We start from the raw sequence: 21,767 nt of genomic DNA, 5'->3' as shown, positions 1-21,767 counted from the left end.
ATCTTCGGGAAGGTCAGTATATGCGCGCCGATGCTGACGATGGACTCGCACTGGTGGACAGTGTGCGGTTGGAGCGATACCGCTACATCTTACGTCAGATTGAAGGTGCTAATCAGAACACCTATCGCTTCCTGGCGCTATATCAGGCTATCGCGACAAGTCTGGCCACCGCGTGTGTCGCACTCTTCCTCGGCTACGGTTCCTGGGGGATTCGGCCAGAATTTGCGCGGGCTGGCCTGATAGCCTTGATGTTTCTGCTGTCACTGGTTGCGGCCTTCTCTGTGGTGCTGATTGTTGCCGGCATATTTACCTGGGTGGACTACCGGCGTGAAGAGTGCCAGCTGGTCAACCTCGTCGCAGGTGACGGATTCCGTTCTCCGCCGCAGTGGAGGGGCTTCCTTCGGTGGTATGAGACATGGATTATTGCGTTTATATTTGCCTCGTTGGCGGCCATGTGGCTGGTAGTGGTGCACCTTCTGTTGCCGATGCTTGACGCAGCTTGACGCAGGCCGATGGGATTGAGGCTCGATGTACGAGGCGGGTTGACGGGACGGGCTCGATGACCGTCAGGCGAGGGTTTGGCGCCGGTCAGCGGCCGGGTGGGCGTACCGACAGGTCGTGGTGGAAGACGTCGCGGGGGTCCCACCGGGCCTTGACCTGTTGCAGTCGCGGGTAGTTGGGGCCGTGGTAGAGGGCGGGCCAGGCCCGGGTGTCGGTGCGGAGGTCGACGTCGGGGTAGTTGATGTACGCGCCGTGCGGGGGTACGCCGCCGGTGTCGGCGTACATGTCCCGGTAGAACTCGCGGATCCAGGCCATGGCGGCGGTGTCGGCGGCCGGGTCGGCCCAGCCCGCGAGGTAGAACAGCAACATCGACGTGTCGCGGTGGCTGGCGGCGGTGGCGGTCGGCGGCACGGCGTTGATCGCCCCGCCGTAGGTGTTGAGACTCAGCGAGCCGGTCAGGAGGCTGTCGTCGGCGCGGGTGAGGTGGCGGTAGGCGACGCGCAACTGGCGGTCGGTCAGGGGTGTGCGGTGGAAGGCGGACTTGACCTTCAGCCGCCAACCCTTGCCGTCGTCGTCACCGTGCAGTGTCGCGGCCAGCCAGGGGAGCGTCTGCGCGGAGACCGTCGGGGTGACGCCGACGCCGTCGCCGAGCGCCACCACCAGCTCGTCGAGCAGGTGTCTGCTGCCGTGCGGGACCTGGCCGGCGAGGGTGTGACCACCGGCCTGCGGGCGGAACAGGAGCAGCTCACCGTACAGGTGTCGTCCCCGCGAGTCGGGTGCGCTGTTGCGGGCGCACCACCTGCCGAAGTTGCCGGCGAGCCGGCAGAAGCCCGCCTCGTCCATGCCGGCCCACGGCCAGGTGACGGTGAAGTCCACCACCCGCGCGGGCGGGGTGGGCAGCGACCGGAACCAGTACCTGGTGACGACGCCGAAGGTGCCTCCGCCGGCGCCGGTGTGCGCCCACCACAGGTCGCGGTGCGGATCCGTCGGCTCCCGGGTGGCGACCACCGCACGGGCGGTGCCGCCGCGGTCCACGACGACCACCTCGATCGCGGACAGGTGGTCGGCCGCGAGCCCGTGCAGGCGGGAGAGCCGACCGTAGCCGCCGCCCGCGACGTGGCCGCCGACGCCCACACCCGGGCACGATCCACCCGGGATGGTCACCCCCCAACCGAGAAAGAGCCGGCGGTACGCCTCACCGAGCGTCGCGCCCGCCTCGACGGCGAAGCCGTACCGTCGCGGGTCGTGGTAGACAGCGGTCAGGCCGGACAGGTCGATCACCATCCGGACCGCCGGGTCGTCCACGAACCCCTCGAAGCCGTGTCCGCCGCCGCGTACCGCCACCCGCCGGCCGGTGCGGACCGCGTCCTGCACGGCGGAGACGACCTGTTCGGTGGAGCCGACCACGCGCACCTCGTCCGGTGTGCCCACGAACCGTCGGTTGCCGCGACGGACGAGGTCCGCGTACCGGGGGTCGTCCGGCACCACCCGGACCGGGCCGAGTGGGGGCGGGCAATCCGTCGGCGCCGCGGAGGCGGAGGCCGGGGACGGACAGAGGACGGCCGCGGACGTGACCGCGCCGGCGCGGAGCAGATCCCTGCGACTGGGCTGATTCATGCAGTCGATCCTGGGTGTCCGCCGTGGACGACGTGCAGTACTTTCGTCACACCGTGTGCCGTGACGAAAATGGGGGTGGCCGTGCTCACCGGCCGGTGTGTCGAGTGCGACGCTGACCTGCCCGGCGGTTCTGGCCGGGGCCGCCCCCGACGCTACTGCTCGCGCCGCTGCCAGGCCCGCGCGTACCGCCGGCGTCGCGACCACGGGCCCACCGCGACGCCGCGTCGCGACCATGGTCCCCCCGGGACCTCGCGTCGCGTCCCCGACCTGCCCGCGCCCAGCGGCGGCGACCCCCGCGACCGGCTGGTTGGCCTCGCCGTCGAGCTGGCCGACTCCGGGGGCCTCGACGCGGTGTCCATGCGGGTGCTCGGCCAGCGCGCCGCGATGCCCGTCCACACCCTGTACCGGCACGTCCGCAACCGGGGCGACCTGCTCGCCGCGATGGCCGAGCGGATCACCGCCGCACGGATGCCCGGCGACGCACCCGGGTGCGACGACCCGCGCCAACAGCTCGAACGGCTGGCCCGCGACGAGTGGACGATGTACCGGCGTCATCCCTGGCTGCTGGTCGTCCTCGCCACCGACCGGCCACCCACCGGGCCGGCCGTCCTCGCCATGGTGGACCGGTTCGTGGCCGCGTTCACCAGCGCCGGCTACGACGCCGCCGAGGCGTTCCGCTCCTACCTGGTGCTCAGCGGCTACATCCAGGGCATGGCCCTGCTCATCCGGCGCGATCCGACAGACACCACCTACCCCGCCTGGTGGTCGGCGACCCGCGTCCGGCTGGAGCGGACCGGCCGCACCCAGCGGCGACCCTGGCTGGTCGCGGCCGGACAGAGCAGCCCCGACACGGCCCTGGACACCTGGTTCCAGTTCGGCCTGCGCCGGCTGCTCGACGGCCTGCTGTCCGGCCCGGCCCGGTAGGGTGGCCGGCGTGCCGAGACTCGTGCAGATCACCCCGGACAACGTGGAAGCCGCCTGCCGGGTGAGCGTGCGACCGGATCAGGAGAAGTTCTCGTCTCCGGTCGCCTGGTCCCTCGCCGAGGCGTACGTGCAGCCCGACATCGCGTGGCCACGGCTGATCGTCGAAGGTGACGAGATCGTCGGCTTCCTGATGGGCTTCTTCGACATCGTGTGGGACCCGGCCCGCCCGGACGACAGGCGCTCGGGCCTGTGGCGGCTGAACATCGCCGCTGAGCACCAGGGACGCGGGTACGGCCGCTTCGCGGTGGGGGCCGTCGACGCCGAGGCGCGCGACCGCGGGCACGACCGCGTGTTCACGACGTGGGGGCCGGGAGCCGATGGCCCGGAGCGGTTCTACCTGAAGCTCGGCTTTCGGCCGACCGGGGAGACCAGCGGCGGCGAGGTCGTCGGGGTACGACACCTGACCGACTGATCAGCGGTGCGGCGTTGCCTGCGTACGATGCGGGGTCGAGTTTCCCTCGTCGCGGCGGAGGTATCGGGCAGATGGCAGGCCAGCACGAGGGTTTCGCCCTCGGCGTCGACCTCGGCACGTCCAACACGGTCGCGGTGCTGCGCTGGCCCGACGGGCGGACCCGCCCGCTGCTGATGGACGGTCAACCACTCAGCCCCTCCGCCGTGTACGCCGACCCGGACGGCACCCTGCACACCGGGTGGGACGCCCGGCGGTTGGCACAGACCGACCCGGGCCGGTTCGAGGCGAACCCGAAGCGTCGGGTGGACGAGCCGACGATCGTGCTCGGCGACCGCTCGTACCCGCCGGCCGACCTGCTCGCCGCGGTGCTGGCGGCGGTCGCGCGGGCCGCGGTGGGCGCCGTCGGCTTCCTGCCCCCGGCCGTGCTCACCTGCCCGGCCGCCTGGGACGCGACGCGGCGGCAGGTGCTCGCCGACGCCCTGCTGCTGGCGGGTTGGCCGCAGGTGGCCGAGCACACCCTCGCCGGGCCGACACCGCCGGGCACCCGGCTGCTGCGGGAACCGGTGGCCGCCGCCCGTTACTACACGCAGGTGCTGCATCGTCCGGTGCCCGTCGGCGACGCGATCGCGGTGTTCGACTTCGGCGGCGGGACGCTCGACGTGGCGGTGCTGCGCAACGAGGGCGCGGACCCGTGGGGTGACTCCGGGTTCAGCGTGGTCGCCGACGGTGGTCTGCCCGACCTGGGCGGGCTGGATCTCGACGCCGCCCTGGTGGGTCGGGTCGGCGAGCTGCTCGGGGAACGCCACGCCGCGCAGTGGGCCCGGCTGCTCCGACCGCAGGACCCGGCGCAGCGCCGCGACCAGGTGCGGCTCTGGGACGAGGTACGAGGCGCGAAGGAGACGCTGTCCCGTTCGACCGTGGCACCTGTCGCGGTGCCGGGGGTGGCCGAAGCCGTCCAGCTCACCCGAGCCGACGTCGAGCGGGTGGCCACGCCGCTGCTGCGCCGCGCGGTGGACCGGGCCCGGGAGGTGATCGCCGCCGCCGGGCTCAGCCCCGACCAGCTTGCCGGGCTGTTCCTGGTCGGTGGCTCGTCGCGGATCCCGCTGGTGGCCCGGATGCTGCACACCGAGCTGGGGGTGGCGCCGACGGTGCTCGACCAGCCGGAGTTGCCGGTGGCCGAGGGCGCGCTGACCGACCTGCCGCTGCGCCGACCGCTGCCGGCGTACGCCGGGCCGCAGCTCGCCCCACCGACCCCGGTGAGTCCGCCCGCGCCGGTCGGGCCGGCAGGGCCGGCTGGGCCGGCAGGGGACGTGCCGACCGTGCCGTCGCAGCCCTGGCCGGGCTCGCCCGCGCCGGCGGGACCGGGCTGGTCGGGTGCTGCGCCGGCGGGAGCGGGCTGGTCGGGTGCCACGCCGGCGGGACCGCCCGCGCCGGGTTGGGCGGGTGCCGTGCCGGCGGGCGCGGCCCGCTGGCGGCGGGCGCGCTGGGTGGTGCTGGGCGCGGTGCTGGCCCTGCTCGGGGTGGGCACCGCCGCGACGCTGTACCTGACCCGGGACCGCTACCCCGATCTGGAGTTCGCGTCGCTGCGCGAACTGTCCCGGCCGAAGGCCGGCGGCGAGCGGCCGGCCGGCATGTGGACGGCGGTGCTCGGCGACCGGGCCTACCTCGGGTTCCCGCTGCCGGACGACCGGCTGGAGGTGGTGGCGGTCGACACCGGCACGGGCGACGAGCTGTGGCGCAGGGCGACCGACGCGCGGGCCGACGACTGGGAGGCGATCATCGCCGTCCCCGGGGCGGTCGCGGTCCTCGCCGACGCACCGGGCGACAACACCCCGCGCCCGCTGGCTGTCCTCGACGGTCGGTCGGGCACGCAACGCTGGCAGCGCACGGTCCGGGGCGACGACGAGATCTACTTCGCCGACGACACGGCGGTGCTTGTGGATCGTGCCGGGGCCCAACTGGTCGGCCTGCGCCTGAGCGACGGCACCCAGAAGTGGACCCAGGCCAACCCCCGCGACCAGTACGACAGCAGCCGCACCGTGGTCCGGCCGGTGGGCAGCGACGAGGCGGCGGGTGGGCCGGCCTTCCTCGACGGCACGCCCCGCAACCCGTGGACGAGCAAGGATCGGCGACTCGTCCAGGTGGGTGCGGACCGGTCCGTGCGGCTGCTCGACATGACCTCCGGCAGGGTGCTGCGCCAGTGGGGCAGCGTCGCCGACCTCGACGATCTGGTGGTCGCCCACGAGGACCGCCTGTACGTGGTCGCCAACGAGGGCGGGTACCAGTTGCTGGCGTACGACCTGGGGTCGGCCGCGGAACCGGTGGTGCTCTACCGCTCCGGCAACGACGAGCAGCGCGCGAAGGCACTTGTGGCGTGCGGTGAGCGGCGGGCCTGCCTGTTGCAGGTGCCGAACAACGACGTCCAGCGCACCGAGGTGGTGGCGGCCACCGAGGGTGAACGCACGGTCCACTGGCCGGCGCCGGGGGTGACCGACCTGGTGCCGGTGGGGGAGCAGGTGCTCGCCCAGCGGGAGTACCCGGAGCCGACAGTCACCCTCTTCGACGCCGCCGGCAAGCCGGTGTTGCGCGACCGGGGTGGGGTGGCGGTCCGGCTGGACGAGGGCAACCTGCTGGTCTTCGCCAAGGCACCCGGCACGGTCGCGGACAACCGCGTACTGGCCGGCGTGTGGGCCGAGTCCGGCGAGGTCGACGAGTTGGGCGAGCTGAAGGAGGTCCGCAGCGCGTCCTGCTCGTGGAACACGCGTGTGATCGCCTGCGGCGCGGACGAGGACTTCGTCCTGTACCGCTTCACCAAGGACTGACCCGCACCCGTGCGGCGCTCACCTCGTACGATACTCCGGTGAATCTTCGGGGTACGGTCCGCGCCGATCGTCCGTTGGTGGTGCTCGCCGTCGGTGAGGAGGCCCGCTACCTCCCGCCCGAGTTGCCGGTGCTGCTGACCGGCATGGGCAAGGTGAACGCCGCCACCGCGGTGGCCGCCGTGCTGGCCGCCGGGCCGCGCCCCAGCCTGCTGCTCAACCTGGGTACGGCGGGTGCGTTGCGCCCCGGGTGGGCCGGCATCCACGAGGTCGCCACGGTGCTCCAGCACGATCTGGACACCGACCTGCTGCGGACGCTCACCGGCGAGACCTACGGTGCGCCGCTGGCCCTGGCCGCCGAGGGAGCGGTGCTGGCCACCGGCGACACGTTCGTGGCCGACGACGCGGCGCGGGACCGGTTGGCGCGCCGCGCCGACCTGGTCGACATGGAGGGGTACGCGGTGGCGTGGGCGGCCGCGCAGGCGGGTGTGCCGTGCCGGCTGGTCAAGCAGGTCAGCGACGAGGCGGGTGACGGCGCGGCGCGCACCTGGCGGGAGTCGGTGGACGCGTGCGCCCGAACCCTCGCCGAGTGGGCCGGCCAACACCTCGCCTGACCGTCGAAGGTCATCCGGTGGGCCGTCGCGGTCCGAGTCCTGCTTTGGTTTCCCGGCTGCCGCTGTGCGGGGCCAGGACGTGGACGGCCAGCGCGAGGGCCACGATCGCGGTGACCAGCACCGGTGGCCAGCCACCGGCCCAGGGCAACAGCAGCAGGGGTATCAGTTGCGACGCCACTCGCCCCCACGGCACGTAGGCGGACAGCAGATAGGCGAACAGCGCCCGGCCGAGCACGAACACCAGGGGTCCGCCGATGATCAGGACCAGCCACCGCACCGGTGTCGTTCCGGTGGGTCGGTCGACGACGAGGTCGAAGGAAGCCGCCGTGACGAGCACGCCGATCAGGAGCACCAGATGGGAGTACGGAGCGACCCGGGTGGACCGGCCGGGCACCGCCGAGGCCGCGCTTTCGAGCAACTCGCCGGCCCGATAGACGTAGATCTGCCACAGCAGCAGCATGATGGCGAACGCGCAGAGCAGCGCGGCGATCCTCAGGCGGTCGAAGTCGCTGCGACTGACTTCCAGGGTGGGCACCAGGATGATGTCGCCGAGGGCCAGGATGACGAACTGCTGGTACCGCTCGCCCAGGTGCGCGGTGGTCCGGTTGTACTGGTCGAGAGGCACCCGGCCGAGCCGCGGTGTGGGGTAGCGCGCCGCCGCGGAGAGCAGGTCGATGGCGATCGCGGTGGTCCAGATCCACCACTGCGCGGTGCCGGCCAGCGCCCCGACGATCCAGAGGACGCCGGACACCAGGAACCAGAACAGGAACCGGGTGGCTCGCGCCATGGCCGAGGGGTGCTGCTGCCGGTACAGGGCGCTGAGCAGGACGATGCCGCGCACCACGTGGGTGCCGACGTAGGCGAGCGCGAAGGCCAGCGACTGCGCTCCGTTGACCATCGGCAGCGATGCCGCCATCCCCACCGATCCGACCATGGCGACCATCAGGATGGCCTGGATGGGGCGCTGTTGCGGGTCGTAGAACTCGGTCGTGGTGGTGGTGACCGACCAGGTCCACCAGATCGCGACCAGCATCAGCGCCACCGTCGCGCCGCGGGCCCAGGATTCCTGGTCGGCGAGCAGCTTCGAGGTCTGTGCGAGCGCGGCCACGAAGACCACGTCGAAGAGCAACTCCAGCAGCGTCGCCCGGGACGACCCGTCCAGACGGCGTACCAACGCCGGGGTGCCTCCGGTGGTCATGCCCGGCCTCCCGCCGTGTCTCCGAGGATTATCGGCGGCCCCGGCGCGGACCGTCCCCGGATCGGGGATTCCCACCGGTCGGGGAGGAGGGCGGCGTCGGTGGACGGGTGCGCCCGGAATCTCGCCGATGGGCCGGTCCGCACCTCGTCCGAGGTCAGTCGTCGTCGGTTCGCCGGACGGTCAGCCCCGGCGTGGTCTCCCGGTCTCCGCCGGGTACGAAGATGTGACCGGCCAGCGCGAGCGCCACGACGGCGGCGACCAGCAGCGGCGGCCAGCCGCCGGCCCACGGCAGCACCAGCAGGGGCGTGAGCTGCCAGGCCTTCCGCCGCCACGGCACGGCACGGCCCACCAGCAGGGCGAACAGGACGCGACCGAGCACGAACAGCGCCGGGCCGCCGATGATCAACACGAGCCACCGCACCGGTGTCGTTCCGGTCGGATGGCGGACGACCATCTCGAACGAGGCCGCCGTGGTGACCACACCGGCCAGCAGGACCAGATGGGTGTACGGAGCCAGCCGTACCGGCCGGTGTGCCCTGGCCTCGGCCGCCACCACCAACTCGCTGGTGCGGAAGACGTAGATCTGCCAGAGCAGCAGCATGGTCGCGAATGCGCAGAGCAGCGCGACGACCCGGAGGAATTCGAGTTCGCCCCGGCTGACCTGCAGGATCGGCAGCAGGACGATGTCGCCGAGGGCCAGGATGACGAACTGCTGGTACCTCTCGCCCAGGTGCCCGGTGATCCGCTTGTACTGGTCGATGGGCACCTTGCCCAGCCGAGGGGTGGGGTAGCGGGCCGCCGAGGCGACCAGGTCGATCGTGATGGCGATGGTCCAGAGCCCCCAGTTCGGCCTGTTCGACAGTGCGCCGGCGACCCAGAAGACGCCGGACACCGTGAACCAGAAGAGAAACCGGGTGGCCCGCTCCCTGGCCGTCTGGTGCCCCTGCCGGTGCAGGACGACGACCAGGATGACGCAGCGGGTCACGTGCGTGCCGACGTACGAGAACACGAAGAGCAGCAGGTGCGCGACGCTGACCATCGGCAGCGCCACCGCCATCCCCACCGAGCCGACCATGGCGATCATCAGGACGGCCTGGATCGGGCGCTGCCGCGGGTCGTAGAACTCGGTGGTGGTCGCGGTGAGTGACCAGGTCCACCAGATGGCTGTCAGCATCAGCAGCACCTTGGCGCTGCCGGCCCAGGTGTGCTCCTCGGTCAACAGTGTCGACAGCAGCGCGAGGGCGGCCACGAAGACGACGTCGAAGAGCAGCTCCAGCAGCGTGGCCCGGGTCGACCCCTCCAACCGGCGTACCAGCGCCGCGTTTTCTCCGGTGGTCATGCCCGGCCTCCCGCCGTGTTTCCGAGATTATCGGCGGCGTCGGCGGGGCCCGTCCCCGGATCGGCGATTCCCACCGGCCGGGGAGGCGACGGCCCGAGGTTGCCACGGCGCCGGACCCGGGGCGATGCTTGGGGGCATCCATCGTGCTCGATTCTCGCGGAGGCTCGGATGCGCCGCTCCCCGCTCGTCGCCCTCGTCCTGACCACCCTCCTGCTCGTCACGCCCAGCACGGCGCGGGCCGCCGTCCCGGACCGGGCCGCCGATGCGGCGGCCACGCTGACCGGGGTACGCACCGCGGGCACCGCCTGGGGGCTCGACCCCGCCACCGGCCGGATGACCCTCACCGTCGACGACACCGTGGCCCCCAGCGAGCTGGCCGCGTTGCGGACGACAGCCGAGCGGGCCGGCGTGCTGCTGCGCCGCGAACCCGGAACGTTGCGCCCCCTGATCGCCGGCGGGCAGGGCATCTACGGCGGTGGCGCGCGCTGCTCCCTCGGCGCGAACGCGCGCAGCGGCAGCACCTACTACGTGATCACCGCCGGGCACTGCACCACCGCCGCCGCCACCTGGTACGCCGACAGCGCGCAGACCACCGTGCTCGGCACCCGCACCGCCACCAGCTACCCCACCAACGACTACGGGCTGATCCGCTACACCGGGCGGATCGCCCACCCGAGCGCGGTCTACACGTACCCCGGTCTGCTGACCATCCACGGGCCCGGCACCGCGTACGTCGGTCAGGCGGTCTGTCGCAGCGGTGTCACCACAGGCGTGCGCTGCGGCACCATCACCGGCCTCAACCAGACAGTCAACTACGCCACCGGCGTGATCTACGGACTGATCCGCACCAACATCTGTGCCGAGCCGGGCGACAGCGGCGGTCCGCTCTACGTGGCCTCCACCGGCACCATCCTCGGCATCCTCTCCGGCGGCAGCGGCAACTGCACCTCCGGCGGCACCACCTACTACCAGCCGATCGGGGAGGTGCTCGCCGCGTACGGGCTGACGTTGCCGTGAGCGTCGAGGTGTGACGTATGACGGGTTGCCCGTCTCGCGCCCGAACACCTAGGCTCGGCGGCGCCCAGGATCCCCGCCGCGAGGACGTGTGCCCCGATGCCGACCGACTCCCCACCTGACGACGCGACAGTCCCGGCGGGCTCCGCGCCGATCGAGGTGGCCGCGGTCGGGGAGACGATGGTGGTGCTCTGTCCCGCGCCGGGTGAGCCATTGGAGCATGCCGACCGGGTCGCCGTCTCGGTCGGCGGCGCGGAATCCAACGTGGCCGGCTACCTGGCGCGGCTGGGGCACCGGGCGGCCTGGGTGAGCCGGGTCGGCGACGACCCCTTCGGCCGGGCCGTCGTCCGGCACGTCGCCGCGACCGGCGTTCGTGTCGACCAGGTCAGCGTGGACCCGGCCGCCCCCACCGGCCTGTACGTCAAGGACCCGGGCCCGGAGGGCACCGCCGTGCACTACTACCGTGCGGGCTCGGCGGCCTCCCGGATGGATCCCGGCACGCTCGCCGCCCCGGGTCTGGCCGGTGCCCGTGTGCTGCACCTGTCCGGCATCACGCCGGTACTCTCCGCCTCCTGCCGGGCGCTTGTCGAGCACGCCGTGGCGGACCGGCCGCTGGCGGGGGCACTTGTCAGCTTCGACGTCAACCACCGGGGCCGGCTGTGGCCCGCCGAGCAGGCAGCCGGGGTGCTGCGCGACCTGGCCGACCGCAGCGACCTGGTCTTCGTCGGGCTGGACGAGGCGGAGACGCTGTGGGGCACCGTCGACCCGCTGGCCGTGCGCCAGCTGTTGCCCGGGCCGGAGACGGTGGTGGTCAAGGACGGCGCGGTGGGCGCCACCGAACTGTGCCGGGACGCCGAGCCGATCTTCGTGTCCGCGCCCCTGGTGACGGTGGTGGAGCCGGTCGGCGCCGGAGACGCGTTCGCGGCCGGCTACCTGGCCGGGCTGCTGCGCGGCCTCGACCCCGTGCGACGCCTGCGCCTCGGACACCTCGTCGCCGCACAGGCGTTGACCAGCAGCGGCGACAACGCCCCGATCCCGCCGTGGGCCTGGTTCGGGCGGCTGATCGACGCCCCCGTCGAGGCCTGGTCACCGCTCGACCTGACCGGCGCCCTGGCGACGACCTGAACCATGCCGTCGCTGTCCGACCGGGCCGGGTCGGTGTTCGACCGGGCCGGGTCGGTGTTCGATCGGGCCGGGTCGGTGTTCGATCGGGCCAGCAGGCAACAGATTCACCGCGATCTCGGATGGAGTGCACCATGACCACAGCGGACTTCGAGCACATCTTCGGCAACGCCCGGGTGATGGCGATCCTGCGCGGCCTGCCGGTCGCCGAGACGGTTCGGCTCGCCGAGCGCGCCTGGGACCTCGGCATCGACGTGGTGGAGGTGCCGGTGGCCACCCCGGACGCCGTACCGTCGCTGCGCGCCGCCGTCGAGGCGGGCACCGCGCGCGGCCGGATCGTGGGCGCGGGCACCGTGCTCGACGTCGAGCAGGTCGCCGCGGCCGCAGACGCGGGCGCCCAATTCACGGTGGCGCCCGGCCTGGACCTCGCGATCGCCGACGCGGCCGCCGCCCGTGGTCTGCCGCACCTGCCCGGTGTGGCCACTCCCACCGAGGCCCAGCAGGCGCTGCGGCACGGCCTCACCTGGCTCAAGGCGTTCCCCGCGATCTCTCTCGGGCCGGCCTGGTTCAAGGCGATGGCCGGCCCGCTGCCGCAGCTGCGCTTCGTCGCGACCGGCGGCCTGGACGCCAGCAACGCCGCCGCCTTCCTCCAGGCCGGCGTACGGGTGGCGGCCGTCGGCTCGGCCCTCTCCGACCCCACCCAACTCGACGCCCTCGCCAAGCTGACCGGCCCCTCCCTCTAACCCTCCCCGCCCCAGCCCCCGCGGGTGCGGGCTGTTGATCATGAGGTTGTAGTCACGACACGCCGCGACGGTCGGCTATAACTCCATGATCGACGGGGCGGCGCGGGGCGGGGAGGGTGGGGTGGGGGAGAGCGGGTGGGTTGATGGCGGGGTTGCGACATGGCGTAAGTGCGTCGGGGGTTGGTGGGCGGTGGGGGTGGGTGTTGCGTCGATGCTGTGCGGCGTACCACTTCTCGACGCAAAGAGGTCATCTTGGCTCTGTCTCGCCGGCGTCGCCGATCCGGGCTGATCGCCCTCGGCACCGCCCTCACCCTGGCGGCCGGGTTCACCCCACCCGCCGCGGGGGCGTCCGCCGCCCCGCCGAACACCCCCGACCGCCCGACCGGCCTTCCCCCGGCAGCCGCCGGACGGGCGGCCACCGTCACGCTGATCACCGGTGACACGGTCACGGTGACCACCGCGGCGGACGGCAGCACCGTGTCGACCGTGCGCCGCCCGGACGGCAGTACGCCGACCTTCCACCGCACCGTGCGCGACGGCGACACGTACGTCTATCCGGACACCGCGCTGTCGTACGTCACCAGCGGTGTGCTGGACCGGCAACTGTTCAACGTCACCGAGCTGATCGCCGACGGCTACGACGACGCCCACACCGACACATTGCCGCTGATCGTCACGATGACCGACGCCGCGGCCCGCGCCCGCACCCGTCCCACGGTCGACGGTGCCGAGCTGGTCCGCCCGCTCGACAGCGTGCAGGGCGCCGCGTTGACGCGCCAACGCGCCACCGCCGACCGGTTCTGGACCGCCCTCACCGCCGGCACCGCCCGGCGTACGGGTGCCGCCCCGACCCTCGCCAACGGCATCGCCAAGGTCTGGTTGGACGGTCGGGTGCGCGCCGACCTGGCCCAGTCCACCGCGCAGATCGGCGCTCCGGCGGTCTGGGCCGAGGGCAACACCGCCGCCGGTGTCGACGTCGCGGTCCTCGACTCGGGCGCCGACGCCGAGCACCCGGACCTCGCCGGTCAGATCGCCACGTCGAGCAGTTTCGTGCCGACGGAGCCGGACATCCTCGACTACAAGGGCCACGGTACGCACGTCGCCTCGACGATCGCCGGTAGCGGCGCGGCGTCCGGCGGGGTCGAGCGGGGCGTCGCCCCCGGCGCCCGGCTGCACGTCGGCAAGGTGCTCAACAGTGAGGGCAGCGGGCAGGACTCCTGGATCATCGCCGGCATGGAGTGGGCGGCCCGCGAGCAGAAGGCCCGGGTCGTCAGCATGAGCCTGGGCGGTGAGGCCACCGACGGCAGCGACCCGATGAGCCAGGCGGTCGACCGGCTCAGCGCCGAGACCGGCGCGCTGTTCGTGATCGCCGCCGGCAACGGCGGGCCGAACAGCATCGGCAGCCCGGGTGCGGCGAACTCCGCGCTGACGGTGGGCGCCGTCGATTCCACCGACCACCTCGCCGAGTTCTCCAGCCAGGGACCCCGTGCCGGCGACGGCGGGCTCAAGCCCGAGATCACCGCGCCCGGCGTGGACATCCTGGCGGCCCGTTCCCACTACGTACGCGGTGGCTCCGGGGACTACACGCTGATGAGCGGCACCTCGATGGCCACCCCGCACGTGGCCGGCACGGCGGCGCTGGTTGCCGCCGCGCACCCCGACTGGACCGGTCAGCGCATCAAGGAGGCGCTGGTCAGCACGGTCAAGGCCACGCCGGAGTACGCCCCGTACCAGGCGGGTGCCGGCCGGGTCGACGCGGTCGCGGCCACGCGGGCCACCGTCTTCGCCACCCCGAGCGCCTACTCCGGCTTCCAGGCCTGGCCGCAGCAGCCGGGGATGACAGTCGACCGGACGGTCACCTACACCAACCTCGGCAGCGCGCCGATCACGTTGAAGCTGGCCCTCGACGCGACCGCCGCGCCGGCCGGCCTCTTCGCTCTCTCCGCCGACCGGGTCACCGTGCCCGCCGGGGGCACCGCCACGGTGACGCTGACCGCCGCCTACGACAGGCTGCCGGCGGAGAAGCAGGTCAGCGGCATGATCATCGCCACCGACGAGGCCGGCGCGATCCGCGGCCGTACCCTCGTCGGCGCCGGCAAGGAGGGCCAGCGGCAGAACCTGACGCTTGTCGCCAAGGACCGCGACGGCAAGCCGCTCGCCGGCAAGGTCATCCTCACCACCGACGGGCTGTTCAGCGCCGTGGACCTGCCCGAGAGCGGCACCGCCACGCTGCGGCTGCCGGTGGCGAGTTGGACCGGCTGGATCTCCGCGGACGTGCGCGGCGCGCACGGGCCACGGTCCAAGGGCATGGCGATGCTCAGCTTCACCGACGTCAACCTGGACCGCGACCGCACCGTCACCCTGGACGCGCGGGAGGCCCGACAGGTGCGGGCCGCGGTGCCACAGGAGGCCACCGCCACCTCGCTGCGGATGGACATCCACCGGTCCACCGCGAACGGCCTCACCGAGAGCCAGGTGCTGCCCAACGACTCGTACGACAGCATGTGGGCCCTGCCGACGAGCCGCAAGGTCACCGACGGGGAGTTCGAGTTCGGTGCCCGGTGGCGGCTCGAACAGCCGGCGTTGACGATCTCGGCCGGCGGCCGCTCGTACGACGATCTGCTGGTCAAGCGGGCGACCCCGGCGCTGCCGGCCGGTCGTCGCCAGTTGGACGCGGTCTACGTCGCCGACACCTCGGCGGCCGGGCTGGCCAAGCGTCCGGTCCGGGACCGGGCGGTGGTGCTCCGGCGCAGTGACACCGTGGACATCGCCACCCAGGCGCGGGCCGTCGCGGCGGCCGGCGCGAAGTTGCTGCTGGTGGTCAACGACGGCGTCGGCCGGCTCGACCCCTGGGACGAGACGCCGTGGAGCCCGGAGAGCCCGGCCCCGGTGACCGTGGCGACGCTCGGTGCCGACGAGGGCGACCAGCTCATCGCGGCGCTGGGGCGTGGGCCGGTGCGGCTGTCCGCCGAGTCGCACCCGGAGACCACCTACCTGTACGACGTGGCACACCACTGGACCGGCACCGTGCCGGCCGACCCCACCTACCGGCCCGCGAAGCGGGACCTCGCCCGGGTCGACGTGGAGTTCCGCAACTACCGGCCGGGCAAGGCGCTGGAGTTCCGCACCGACATCTGGAAGGGCATGGCGTCGAGCAACCAGGAGATCGCCCCGGCGCAGGGCCGGCGCACCGACTGGGTGAGCGCCGACCAGCGGTGGATCGACGACGCGTTCATCGCCGGCGAGACCGGTCAGCACCTGATGGGCGTCACCACCTACCCGGTCGGCAGGCGGAGCAGCGTCGAGTGGTTCGGGCCGATCCAACGGCCCCGGATGGGTGGTAACTACGTGCCGGTCCGCTACCTGGACACGGTCTACCTGCCCGCGCCCGGGTGGGGCGACGGGGGCGGCCACATCGGTGAGGCGTACGCGAACTTCGACATGGTCAACCGGACCACCCTCTACCAGGGCGACAAGGAGTTGAACTGGGGCAACGCCGAATACCTCCAGGTCTCCGGGCTGGCCGCGCAGCGGCTGCCGTACCGGTTGGTGGTGCAGAACGACCGGGCCGCCTGGACCAACCCGTACTCCCGGCAGACCCGCACCGAGTGGGGCTTCACCTCGGCCGCCACCGGCGCGGAGTCGTCGGAGGTGCTGCCGATGATCCAGCTGGACTACCGGGTGGCCATCGACTCCACGGGCAGGGCGTCGCGGCGGGCACCGCTGACCGTGGTCGCCTCCCACCTGCCCGGCGTCCGGGGCACGGTCGGTGCGGTCACCGTCGAGGTGTCCTACGACGACGGGGCGACCTGGCAGAAGCAGCGCCTGACCCGGCACGGGGACGGCTGGCGTACCGCGCTGGCGGCACCGGCCCGGGCCGGCTTCGTGAGTCTGCGCACCACCGCGCGCGACGCCGCGGGCAACACCGTGAGCCAGAGCATCACGCGGGCGTTCGGCCTGCGCTGACGCTCCGGCTGGCCGTCGGTCGGGGTGCCGCGCGCATCCCGGCCGGCGGCCGGTCCGCGTCGGTCCCCGTTTCCCGGTGTACGCGTCGGAGCCGGCCCGACGTCTGGTCAGGACGCCCGCCAGCGGGTGCAATGGGGCCCATGGGATTCCTGAGTACCGCGAGCCTGTTCGTCGCCACCCTGACCACCGGCCTGACCGCCGGGCTGTTCGCCGCCTTCGCGTACGCGGTCATGCCGGGCCTGGGTCGCAGCGACGACCGGACGCTGGTGCTCGCCATGCAACGGATCAACGAGTCCATCCTCAACGGGTGGTTCGCCGTCTGCTTCGGGGGAGCGTTGCTGTTCACGCTGCTGGCGGCGGCGCTGCACCTGGGCGCCGAACGTCGGTCGGCGTTGCCGTGGATCGGTGCCGCGCTGCTGGTGTACCTGGTGGTGCTCGGCGTCACCGCCGTGGTCAACGTGCCGCTGAACAACACGCTGGCCCGCGCCGGCGACGTCGACCGGGTCACCGACCTCGCGGCCGTGCGGCAGCGCTTCGAGACCACCTGGGTACGCGGCAACGTGGTCCGGGCGGTCGCCTCGACCGGCGCCTTCGGGCTGCTGGCGTGGGCGTTGGTGGAGGCGGGCCGGCTGCCCGGCTGAGCCGGTCGTCGGCTCAGCCGGCCGTCTCGGTCGTCGCGGCGGTGTCGCTCGTCTCGGCCGTGCCGGCCCGCTGGAACGCGCGGGCCAGTTGGTCGAGGTCGAAGCCCTCGAAGTGCTGGAGGAACCGGCGGCGTACGGCGGCCAGGTGACTGGGCCAGGACTCCGCCAGGCGGGCGAACCCGCTGTCGGTGAGGACCGCGTTCCAGCCGCGCGCATCCTCCTCGCAGCGTTCCCGCCGGACCAGGCCCTGGGTCTCCAGCCGGATGATGGTGCGGGTCATGCCGCTGAGCGAGAGGTGGCAGGCCGAGGCGAGCTCGTTCATCCGCATCCGCCGGCCCGGCACCTCCGATAGGTTCATCAGGGCGGTGTATTCGGTGAGCGGTAACTGACGGTCTCCGACCATGTCGGTGTCGATCGCGCGGGGCAGCACGTGCATCACCTGACCCAGGGCGCGGACCAGGGCCTCCTCGTCACGATTGAGGGGTTGCAGAGGTTCTGCGGCGGGGTTGGACATCCTCCTATCTTAGTTGCTTGATTGAGCAATTGCTTACTAAGAGTGTGAGCGTGACTATGGGCACTCCATTTGCTTGACCAAGCAATCACCGGCTAGCGTCGGGCCGTCAGCCCAAGTCCCTAGGAAAGGCGCCACCATGACCAGGATCGGGATCATCCTCGGAAGCACCCGCCCGGGGCGTAACGGTGAAGCCGTCGCCCGCTGGGTGCTCGAGATCGCCAAGCAGCGCTCCGACGCGGAGTACGAGCTGATCGACCTGCTCGACTACCAGCTGCCGCACCTCGACGAGGCATACCCGCCCGCGATGGGCCAGTACTCCCAGCCGCACACGCTGCGGTGGGCCGAGACGATCGCCTCGTACGACGGGTTCATCATCGTCACCCCCGAGTACAACCACTCGACCTCGGGTGCCCTGAAGAACGCGATCGACTTCCTGTACGCGGAGTGGAACAACAAGGCCGTCGGCTTCGTCAGCTACGGCTCGGTCGGTGGCGCGCGCGCCGTGGAGCACCTGCGGTTGATCTCCGGCGAGCTGCAGATGGCCGACGTGCGGTCGCAGGTCGCGCTGTCGCTCTTCACCGACTTCGAGAACTTCAGCGTCTTCAAGCCCAACCAGTTCCAGCAGGACGCCCTGACCACCACCCTCGACCAGGTGGTCGCCTGGAGCGCCGCGCTCGCGCCGCTGCGCCAGGCCTGATCGTTTCGCGCACCACCGGAGACGGCCGTGGGATCACTCCCACGGCCGTCTCCGACTACCCTCGTCGCGATGAGCCGAGCCGCCACCGCTGCCCGGTCTCCGCTCTGGCGGGACCGCACCTTCGGCACCTACTGGATCGCGCAGTCGCTCTCCGCGGCCGGCGACTCCTTCGCCTACCTGGCAGTGCCGCTGCTGGTGATCCAGGCCACCGGGTCGGTGGCGCAGATGGGCCTGCTCACCGCCGTCGCGGGCGCGGCGTCCGTCGTCGCCGGGATCTTCGGCGGGGTGCTCGTCGACAGGTACGACCGCCGCACCCTGATGATCGCGGCGGACCTGGCCCGGTTGGTGCTCTACGGCCTGGTGCCACTGGCCTGGCTCGCCGGCCCGCAGGTCTGGCTGCTCTTCGTCGTGCTGCCGATCTGCGAGGCGGCCGGCATGGTGTTCCAGGTCGCGGCGGTGACCGCGGTCCGCAACCTCGTCGACTCCGACCGGATCACCGAGGCCAACGGCCGGTTGCAGGCGACGTACGCGGCGGCGGCCGTCCTCGGGCCGCTGCTGGCCGGCGTGGTGTCGGCCCGCTTCGGCCCGGCGCTCGCCATCGCCGTCAACGCGGCGAGCTTCGCTCTCTCGGCAGCCGGCCTGTGGCTGATCCGACTGCGACCCGCGCGCGCCGACACCTCCGCGCCGGCGACCCGGGAGCGGCCGCTGGCCGAGTTCCTGGCCGGGGCGCGGTTCCTGTGGCGGCAGCCCGTGCTCCGCGCGCTGACCGTCCTGTTGTCGGTCTTCATCTTCCTGACCTACGGCTTCACCGACGTGCTGATCTACCACGTCACCCACGATCTCGGCGGCTCCGAGGGCACCGTCGGCACGGTGCTCGGCCTGGCCGCGCTGGGCACGGTCGCCGGCGCACTGTTGGTGGCCCCGCTGCGCCGCCGGCGCGGCTTCGGCGCGACCTGGATCGGCGCGCACTCGGTCTGTGGGTTCGCGGTGGCGGGCGTCGGCCTCGCGACGAGCGTGCCGGCGGTCACCGCCCTGACCGCGGTGTACCTGTGCTGCCTGAGCATCGGCGGGATCTGTTCGATGTCGCTGCGCCAGGAGATCACCCCCGATCACCTGCTCGGCCGGGTCACCTCGGCGTTCTGGAGCACGCACTACGCCCTCGGGCCGATCGGCGCCGCCACACTGACCTGGGCCGCCGGCCGGTACGGCGTCCAGGCGGTCACGCTCGCTGCCGGAGCGGGATGCCTGCTGGTCGCGGTCGGCGGTCTCTTCACCCCGGTCCGCCGCGCCGGCTCCGTGGCGCGTCGTCAGCCGACCGCAGTCGTGCCGGGCACGGCCGGCCAGCCACCGGCGGACCATCCCTCGACGGCGTGAGGTGGAGCGGTTCGTACGAGCGGCGAACCGGTCGGACAACGGAATTCGGTCAGCGCGCGAGCGCGTCGAGCTCCGCGTCCAGCAGCGTCGCGAGCCGGGCGTGCCGCTGCGGATGGCTGCTCGGGGTCATGCCACGGCTGGGCATCTCCACGGTCATCAGCAGGTAGAGGTGCAGTCGGTAGAGGCCGAGCCGGCGACGCGCCGAGGCGTCCAGCGCCAGCGTGCCGGCGGCGTCGCGGTAGCCGCGCAGCAGCGGATGCTCCGGCTCGTCCTCGATCCGCCGGAAGAGCAGCGGCGAGACCAGGTCCAGCAGCGGGTCGCCGTAGAGGAACCGTTCGCCGTCGACCAGGCCGCGCAGCCGAAGTCGACCCTGCGAGTCGGGCGCGGCCAGCACGTTGCCGTCCCAGCAGTCGAAGTGCAGCAGCGCCGGCCGGTCCACCTCGTCCAGCACGTCGGCGTGCCGTCCCACCAGCTCGTGCAGGCGGTCCGGGGTCACCGGCAGCCGCACGTTCCAGTCGGTCGCGTCGGCGAGCAGCGCGTCGAGCATCGCCGTGAACGCCACCGGCCAGGTCGGCCCGCCGGCCCGGTCGCCGTCGTACCCGAACCGGTCGCCGGTGACCCGGTGCACCGCGGCGAGGGCCACCCCGAGGTCGTACCGTGCCGGGCCGTCGTCGACCGCGACGCCGCCCGCGGCCAGCTCGGACAGCGACCGGCCGGGCAGCAAGGCGGTGACCAACCACTCGCCGTACGCGGGGTCGGTGCCGTGCCGCAACACCGGGGGTACGGGGACCCGCGGGGCGTGTTCCGCGACGAGGCGGAAGTAGCGGGCCTCGGCGGCACAGAGCCCTCGTTCGTAGCGCAGCAGCGGCGTCCCGGCCGGTGGGGCGAGCTTCAGCACCACCCGGCGGTCGTCGTCGAGCCGCACCCACCAGACCGTCGCGTATCCGCCGCCGGCCAACGGCCCGGCGTCCCGCACCCGGGTGTGCGGCCCGAACGACGCGCGGACCAGGTACGCCACGTCGTCGCGGGTGAGCGGACGCTGCGTCGGGCTGATGCCGGTCACGAGACGGTGTCACCCCGTCGGGCACGCGGCGCGAAGCGGGCGACGGGCGGGACGGGACCGGCGGTGTCCCTGCGGACCAGCTCGGCGGGGAGCACCTCGACCCGGGGGGTCGGCACCTCCGCGGCGAGCACCAGGGACATCGCTCGGACTCCCATGTCGACAAGTGGCAGTCGCACGGTGGTCAGCGCCGGGGTCACGTCCCGGGCGATCGGCATGTCGTCGAAACCCACCACCGAGACCTGCCGCGGCACCGCCAGCCCACGTGCGCGCAGGGTGGCGAGCGCGCCGATGGCCATCGAGTCGTTGAGCGCCGCGATCGCGGTCAGCTCCGGGTCGGCGTCGAGCAGTCGGGCGGTCGCCTCCGCGCCGCCGTCGCGGTCGAACTCGGCGTACCGGATGCGCCGCTCCGGCAGGTCACGGCCCTGCTCGCTGAGGGCCTGCCGGAGGCCGGCCAGCCGGTCGGTGGTGGTGGTCAGGATGCGAGGGCCGGCGACCACGCCGATCGCTAGGTGCCCCAGCCCGCACAGCTCCCGTCCGGCGAGGTAGCCGCCGGCCCGATTGTCCGGCATCACCGCGTCGCCGGAGTGCTCGTGTCGACCGATCACGACCACCCGCCCGCCCGTGGCCTCGTACGCGGCGAGCTTCTCGTTGAGTTGCCGGGTGAACGCCTCGTCGTGGTAGCCGGAGCCGGCCAGGATCAGCGCCGCGACCTGGTGGCCGCGCAGCAGCTCCACGTACTCCAGCTCGCGGTCCGGGTCCCGGTAGCTGTTGCAGATCATCAGCAGTCGGCCCCGGTCGGTGGCGACGCGTTGCAGCCCACGGGTGATCTCGGCGAAGTACGGGTCGGAGACGTCGTGCACGATCACGCCCACCGCGCTGCGGTGCGAGCGGGCCAGCAGTTGCGCGTGCGCGTTCGGCACGTACTGCAACTCGGCGACGGCGGCGAGCACCCGCTCGCGCAGCTCGTCGGTGACCGGCTTGCTGCTGGCGTTGATGACGCGGGAGGCGGTGGCGGGTGAGACGCCCGCCCGGCGGGCCACATCGGACAGGGTCGCCATGGCCCGCCCCTTCGATCTGTTGACGGCGTTTCGTCGTGCCGGCTAGCGTCACCGTACCGCAGAGAAAGCCCTTTCCCGCAGGGAGGCACGA

General features: G+C 72.7%; 18 protein-coding genes. 12 read left to right on the top strand and 6 right to left on the bottom strand.

What is annotated here, in order from left to right:
- Nucleotides 1-20: 20 nt before the first annotated feature.
- A complete protein-coding gene (locus ACGFIQ_RS07145; RefSeq protein ID WP_393240545.1) occupies nt 21-503 on the top strand; it encodes a hypothetical protein in 483 nt (160 codons plus the stop codon).
- Between the two features lie 85 nt (nt 504-588).
- Here ACGFIQ_RS07145 and ACGFIQ_RS07140 read toward each other — a convergent pair whose 3' ends face one another.
- On the bottom strand, nt 589-2,118 hold the full coding sequence (locus ACGFIQ_RS07140; protein ID WP_393240541.1) for an FAD-binding oxidoreductase: 1,530 nt from the start codon (nt 2,116-2,118) through the stop codon (nt 589-591).
- Between the two features lie 69 nt (nt 2,119-2,187).
- Between ACGFIQ_RS07140 and ACGFIQ_RS07135 the strand changes: the two genes are divergently transcribed.
- The 4 genes from ACGFIQ_RS07135 (at nt 2,188) to ACGFIQ_RS07120 (ending at nt 6,947) form a co-directional block, all read left to right on the top strand.
- Complete coding sequence (locus ACGFIQ_RS07135) at nt 2,188-3,042, top strand: TetR/AcrR family transcriptional regulator (RefSeq protein WP_393242126.1); 855 nt, start codon at nt 2,188-2,190, stop codon at nt 3,040-3,042.
- Nucleotides 3,043-3,052: 10 nt separating this feature from the next.
- Nucleotides 3,053-3,514: a GNAT family N-acetyltransferase gene (locus tag ACGFIQ_RS07130; protein ID WP_393240538.1), complete on the top strand. Its 462-nt coding sequence runs from the start codon at nt 3,053-3,055 to the stop codon at nt 3,512-3,514.
- 71 nt (nt 3,515-3,585) lie between these two features.
- On the top strand, nt 3,586-6,336 hold the full coding sequence (locus ACGFIQ_RS07125) for an Hsp70 family protein (protein ID WP_393240535.1): 2,751 nt from the start codon (nt 3,586-3,588) through the stop codon (nt 6,334-6,336).
- Nucleotides 6,337-6,374: 38 nt separating this feature from the next.
- Entirely contained in the window at nt 6,375-6,947 is a 573-nt protein-coding gene (locus tag ACGFIQ_RS07120) for a nucleosidase (RefSeq protein WP_393240532.1), read from the top strand.
- Nucleotides 6,948-6,957: 10 nt separating this feature from the next.
- Here the strand turns inward: ACGFIQ_RS07120 and ACGFIQ_RS07115 are convergent, their stop codons facing one another.
- Both ACGFIQ_RS07115 and ACGFIQ_RS07110 read right to left on the bottom strand, forming a co-directional pair.
- Nucleotides 6,958-8,145 (bottom strand): low temperature requirement protein A, encoded by a 1,188-nt coding sequence (locus ACGFIQ_RS07115; protein WP_393240529.1) that lies wholly within the window; start codon nt 8,143-8,145, stop codon nt 6,958-6,960.
- A gap of 154 nt (nt 8,146-8,299) precedes the next feature.
- Nucleotides 8,300-9,484 (bottom strand): low temperature requirement protein A, encoded by a 1,185-nt coding sequence (locus ACGFIQ_RS07110; RefSeq protein WP_393240526.1) that lies wholly within the window; start codon nt 9,482-9,484, stop codon nt 8,300-8,302.
- Between the two features lie 168 nt (nt 9,485-9,652).
- Here ACGFIQ_RS07110 and ACGFIQ_RS07105 point away from each other — a divergent pair, with 168 nt between their 5' ends.
- The 5 genes from ACGFIQ_RS07105 (at nt 9,653) to ACGFIQ_RS07085 (ending at nt 16,970) form a co-directional block, all read left to right on the top strand.
- On the top strand, nt 9,653-10,501 hold the full coding sequence (locus ACGFIQ_RS07105) for a S1 family peptidase (protein WP_393240523.1): 849 nt from the start codon (nt 9,653-9,655) through the stop codon (nt 10,499-10,501).
- Between the two features lie 96 nt (nt 10,502-10,597).
- Entirely contained in the window at nt 10,598-11,623 is a 1,026-nt protein-coding gene (locus ACGFIQ_RS07100; RefSeq protein WP_393240521.1) for a sugar kinase, read from the top strand.
- Between the two features lie 131 nt (nt 11,624-11,754).
- On the top strand, nt 11,755-12,363 hold the full coding sequence (locus tag ACGFIQ_RS07095; protein ID WP_393240518.1) for a bifunctional 4-hydroxy-2-oxoglutarate aldolase/2-dehydro-3-deoxy-phosphogluconate aldolase: 609 nt from the start codon (nt 11,755-11,757) through the stop codon (nt 12,361-12,363).
- A 252-nt stretch (nt 12,364-12,615) separates the two neighbouring features.
- Complete coding sequence (locus tag ACGFIQ_RS07090) at nt 12,616-16,329, top strand: S8 family serine peptidase (RefSeq protein ID WP_393240515.1); 3,714 nt, start codon at nt 12,616-12,618, stop codon at nt 16,327-16,329.
- A 140-nt stretch (nt 16,330-16,469) separates the two neighbouring features.
- Nucleotides 16,470-16,970, top strand: coding sequence for a DUF1772 domain-containing protein (locus tag ACGFIQ_RS07085; RefSeq protein WP_393240512.1), 501 nt, complete (start codon nt 16,470-16,472; stop codon nt 16,968-16,970).
- 13 nt (nt 16,971-16,983) lie between these two features.
- Here ACGFIQ_RS07085 and ACGFIQ_RS07080 read toward each other — a convergent pair whose 3' ends face one another.
- Nucleotides 16,984-17,484, bottom strand: coding sequence for a MarR family winged helix-turn-helix transcriptional regulator (locus ACGFIQ_RS07080; protein WP_393240509.1), 501 nt, complete (start codon nt 17,482-17,484; stop codon nt 16,984-16,986).
- Between the two features lie 136 nt (nt 17,485-17,620).
- On the opposite strand from ACGFIQ_RS07080, the gene ACGFIQ_RS07075 reads away from it, so the two are divergent.
- The gene (locus ACGFIQ_RS07075; RefSeq protein WP_393240506.1) at nt 17,621-18,181 is read left to right on the top strand and encodes an NADPH-dependent FMN reductase; all 561 of its coding nucleotides are present in this window, start codon (nt 17,621-17,623) and stop codon (nt 18,179-18,181) included.
- Between the two features lie 69 nt (nt 18,182-18,250).
- On the top strand, nt 18,251-19,555 hold the full coding sequence (locus tag ACGFIQ_RS07070) for an MFS transporter (RefSeq protein WP_393240503.1): 1,305 nt from the start codon (nt 18,251-18,253) through the stop codon (nt 19,553-19,555).
- 49 nt (nt 19,556-19,604) lie between these two features.
- Here ACGFIQ_RS07070 and ACGFIQ_RS07065 read toward each other — a convergent pair whose 3' ends face one another.
- Together ACGFIQ_RS07065 and ACGFIQ_RS07060 are read right to left on the bottom strand one after the other, a co-directional pair.
- Nucleotides 19,605-20,618 (bottom strand): phosphotransferase family protein, encoded by a 1,014-nt coding sequence (locus tag ACGFIQ_RS07065; protein ID WP_393240500.1) that lies wholly within the window; start codon nt 20,616-20,618, stop codon nt 19,605-19,607.
- The gene (locus tag ACGFIQ_RS07060; protein ID WP_393240497.1) at nt 20,615-21,676 is read right to left on the bottom strand and encodes a LacI family DNA-binding transcriptional regulator; all 1,062 of its coding nucleotides are present in this window, start codon (nt 21,674-21,676) and stop codon (nt 20,615-20,617) included. Before ACGFIQ_RS07060 ends, ACGFIQ_RS07065 begins: the two co-directional genes overlap by 4 nt.
- Nucleotides 21,677-21,767: the final 91 nt, after the last annotated feature.

Source organism: Micromonospora sp. NPDC048898 (genome assembly GCF_043198035.1).
Taxonomy (GTDB): domain Bacteria; phylum Actinomycetota; class Actinomycetes; order Mycobacteriales; family Micromonosporaceae; genus Micromonospora.
Note: the sequence above shows the minus strand (reverse complement) of the source record. Positions and strands in the feature narration are given on the sequence as shown.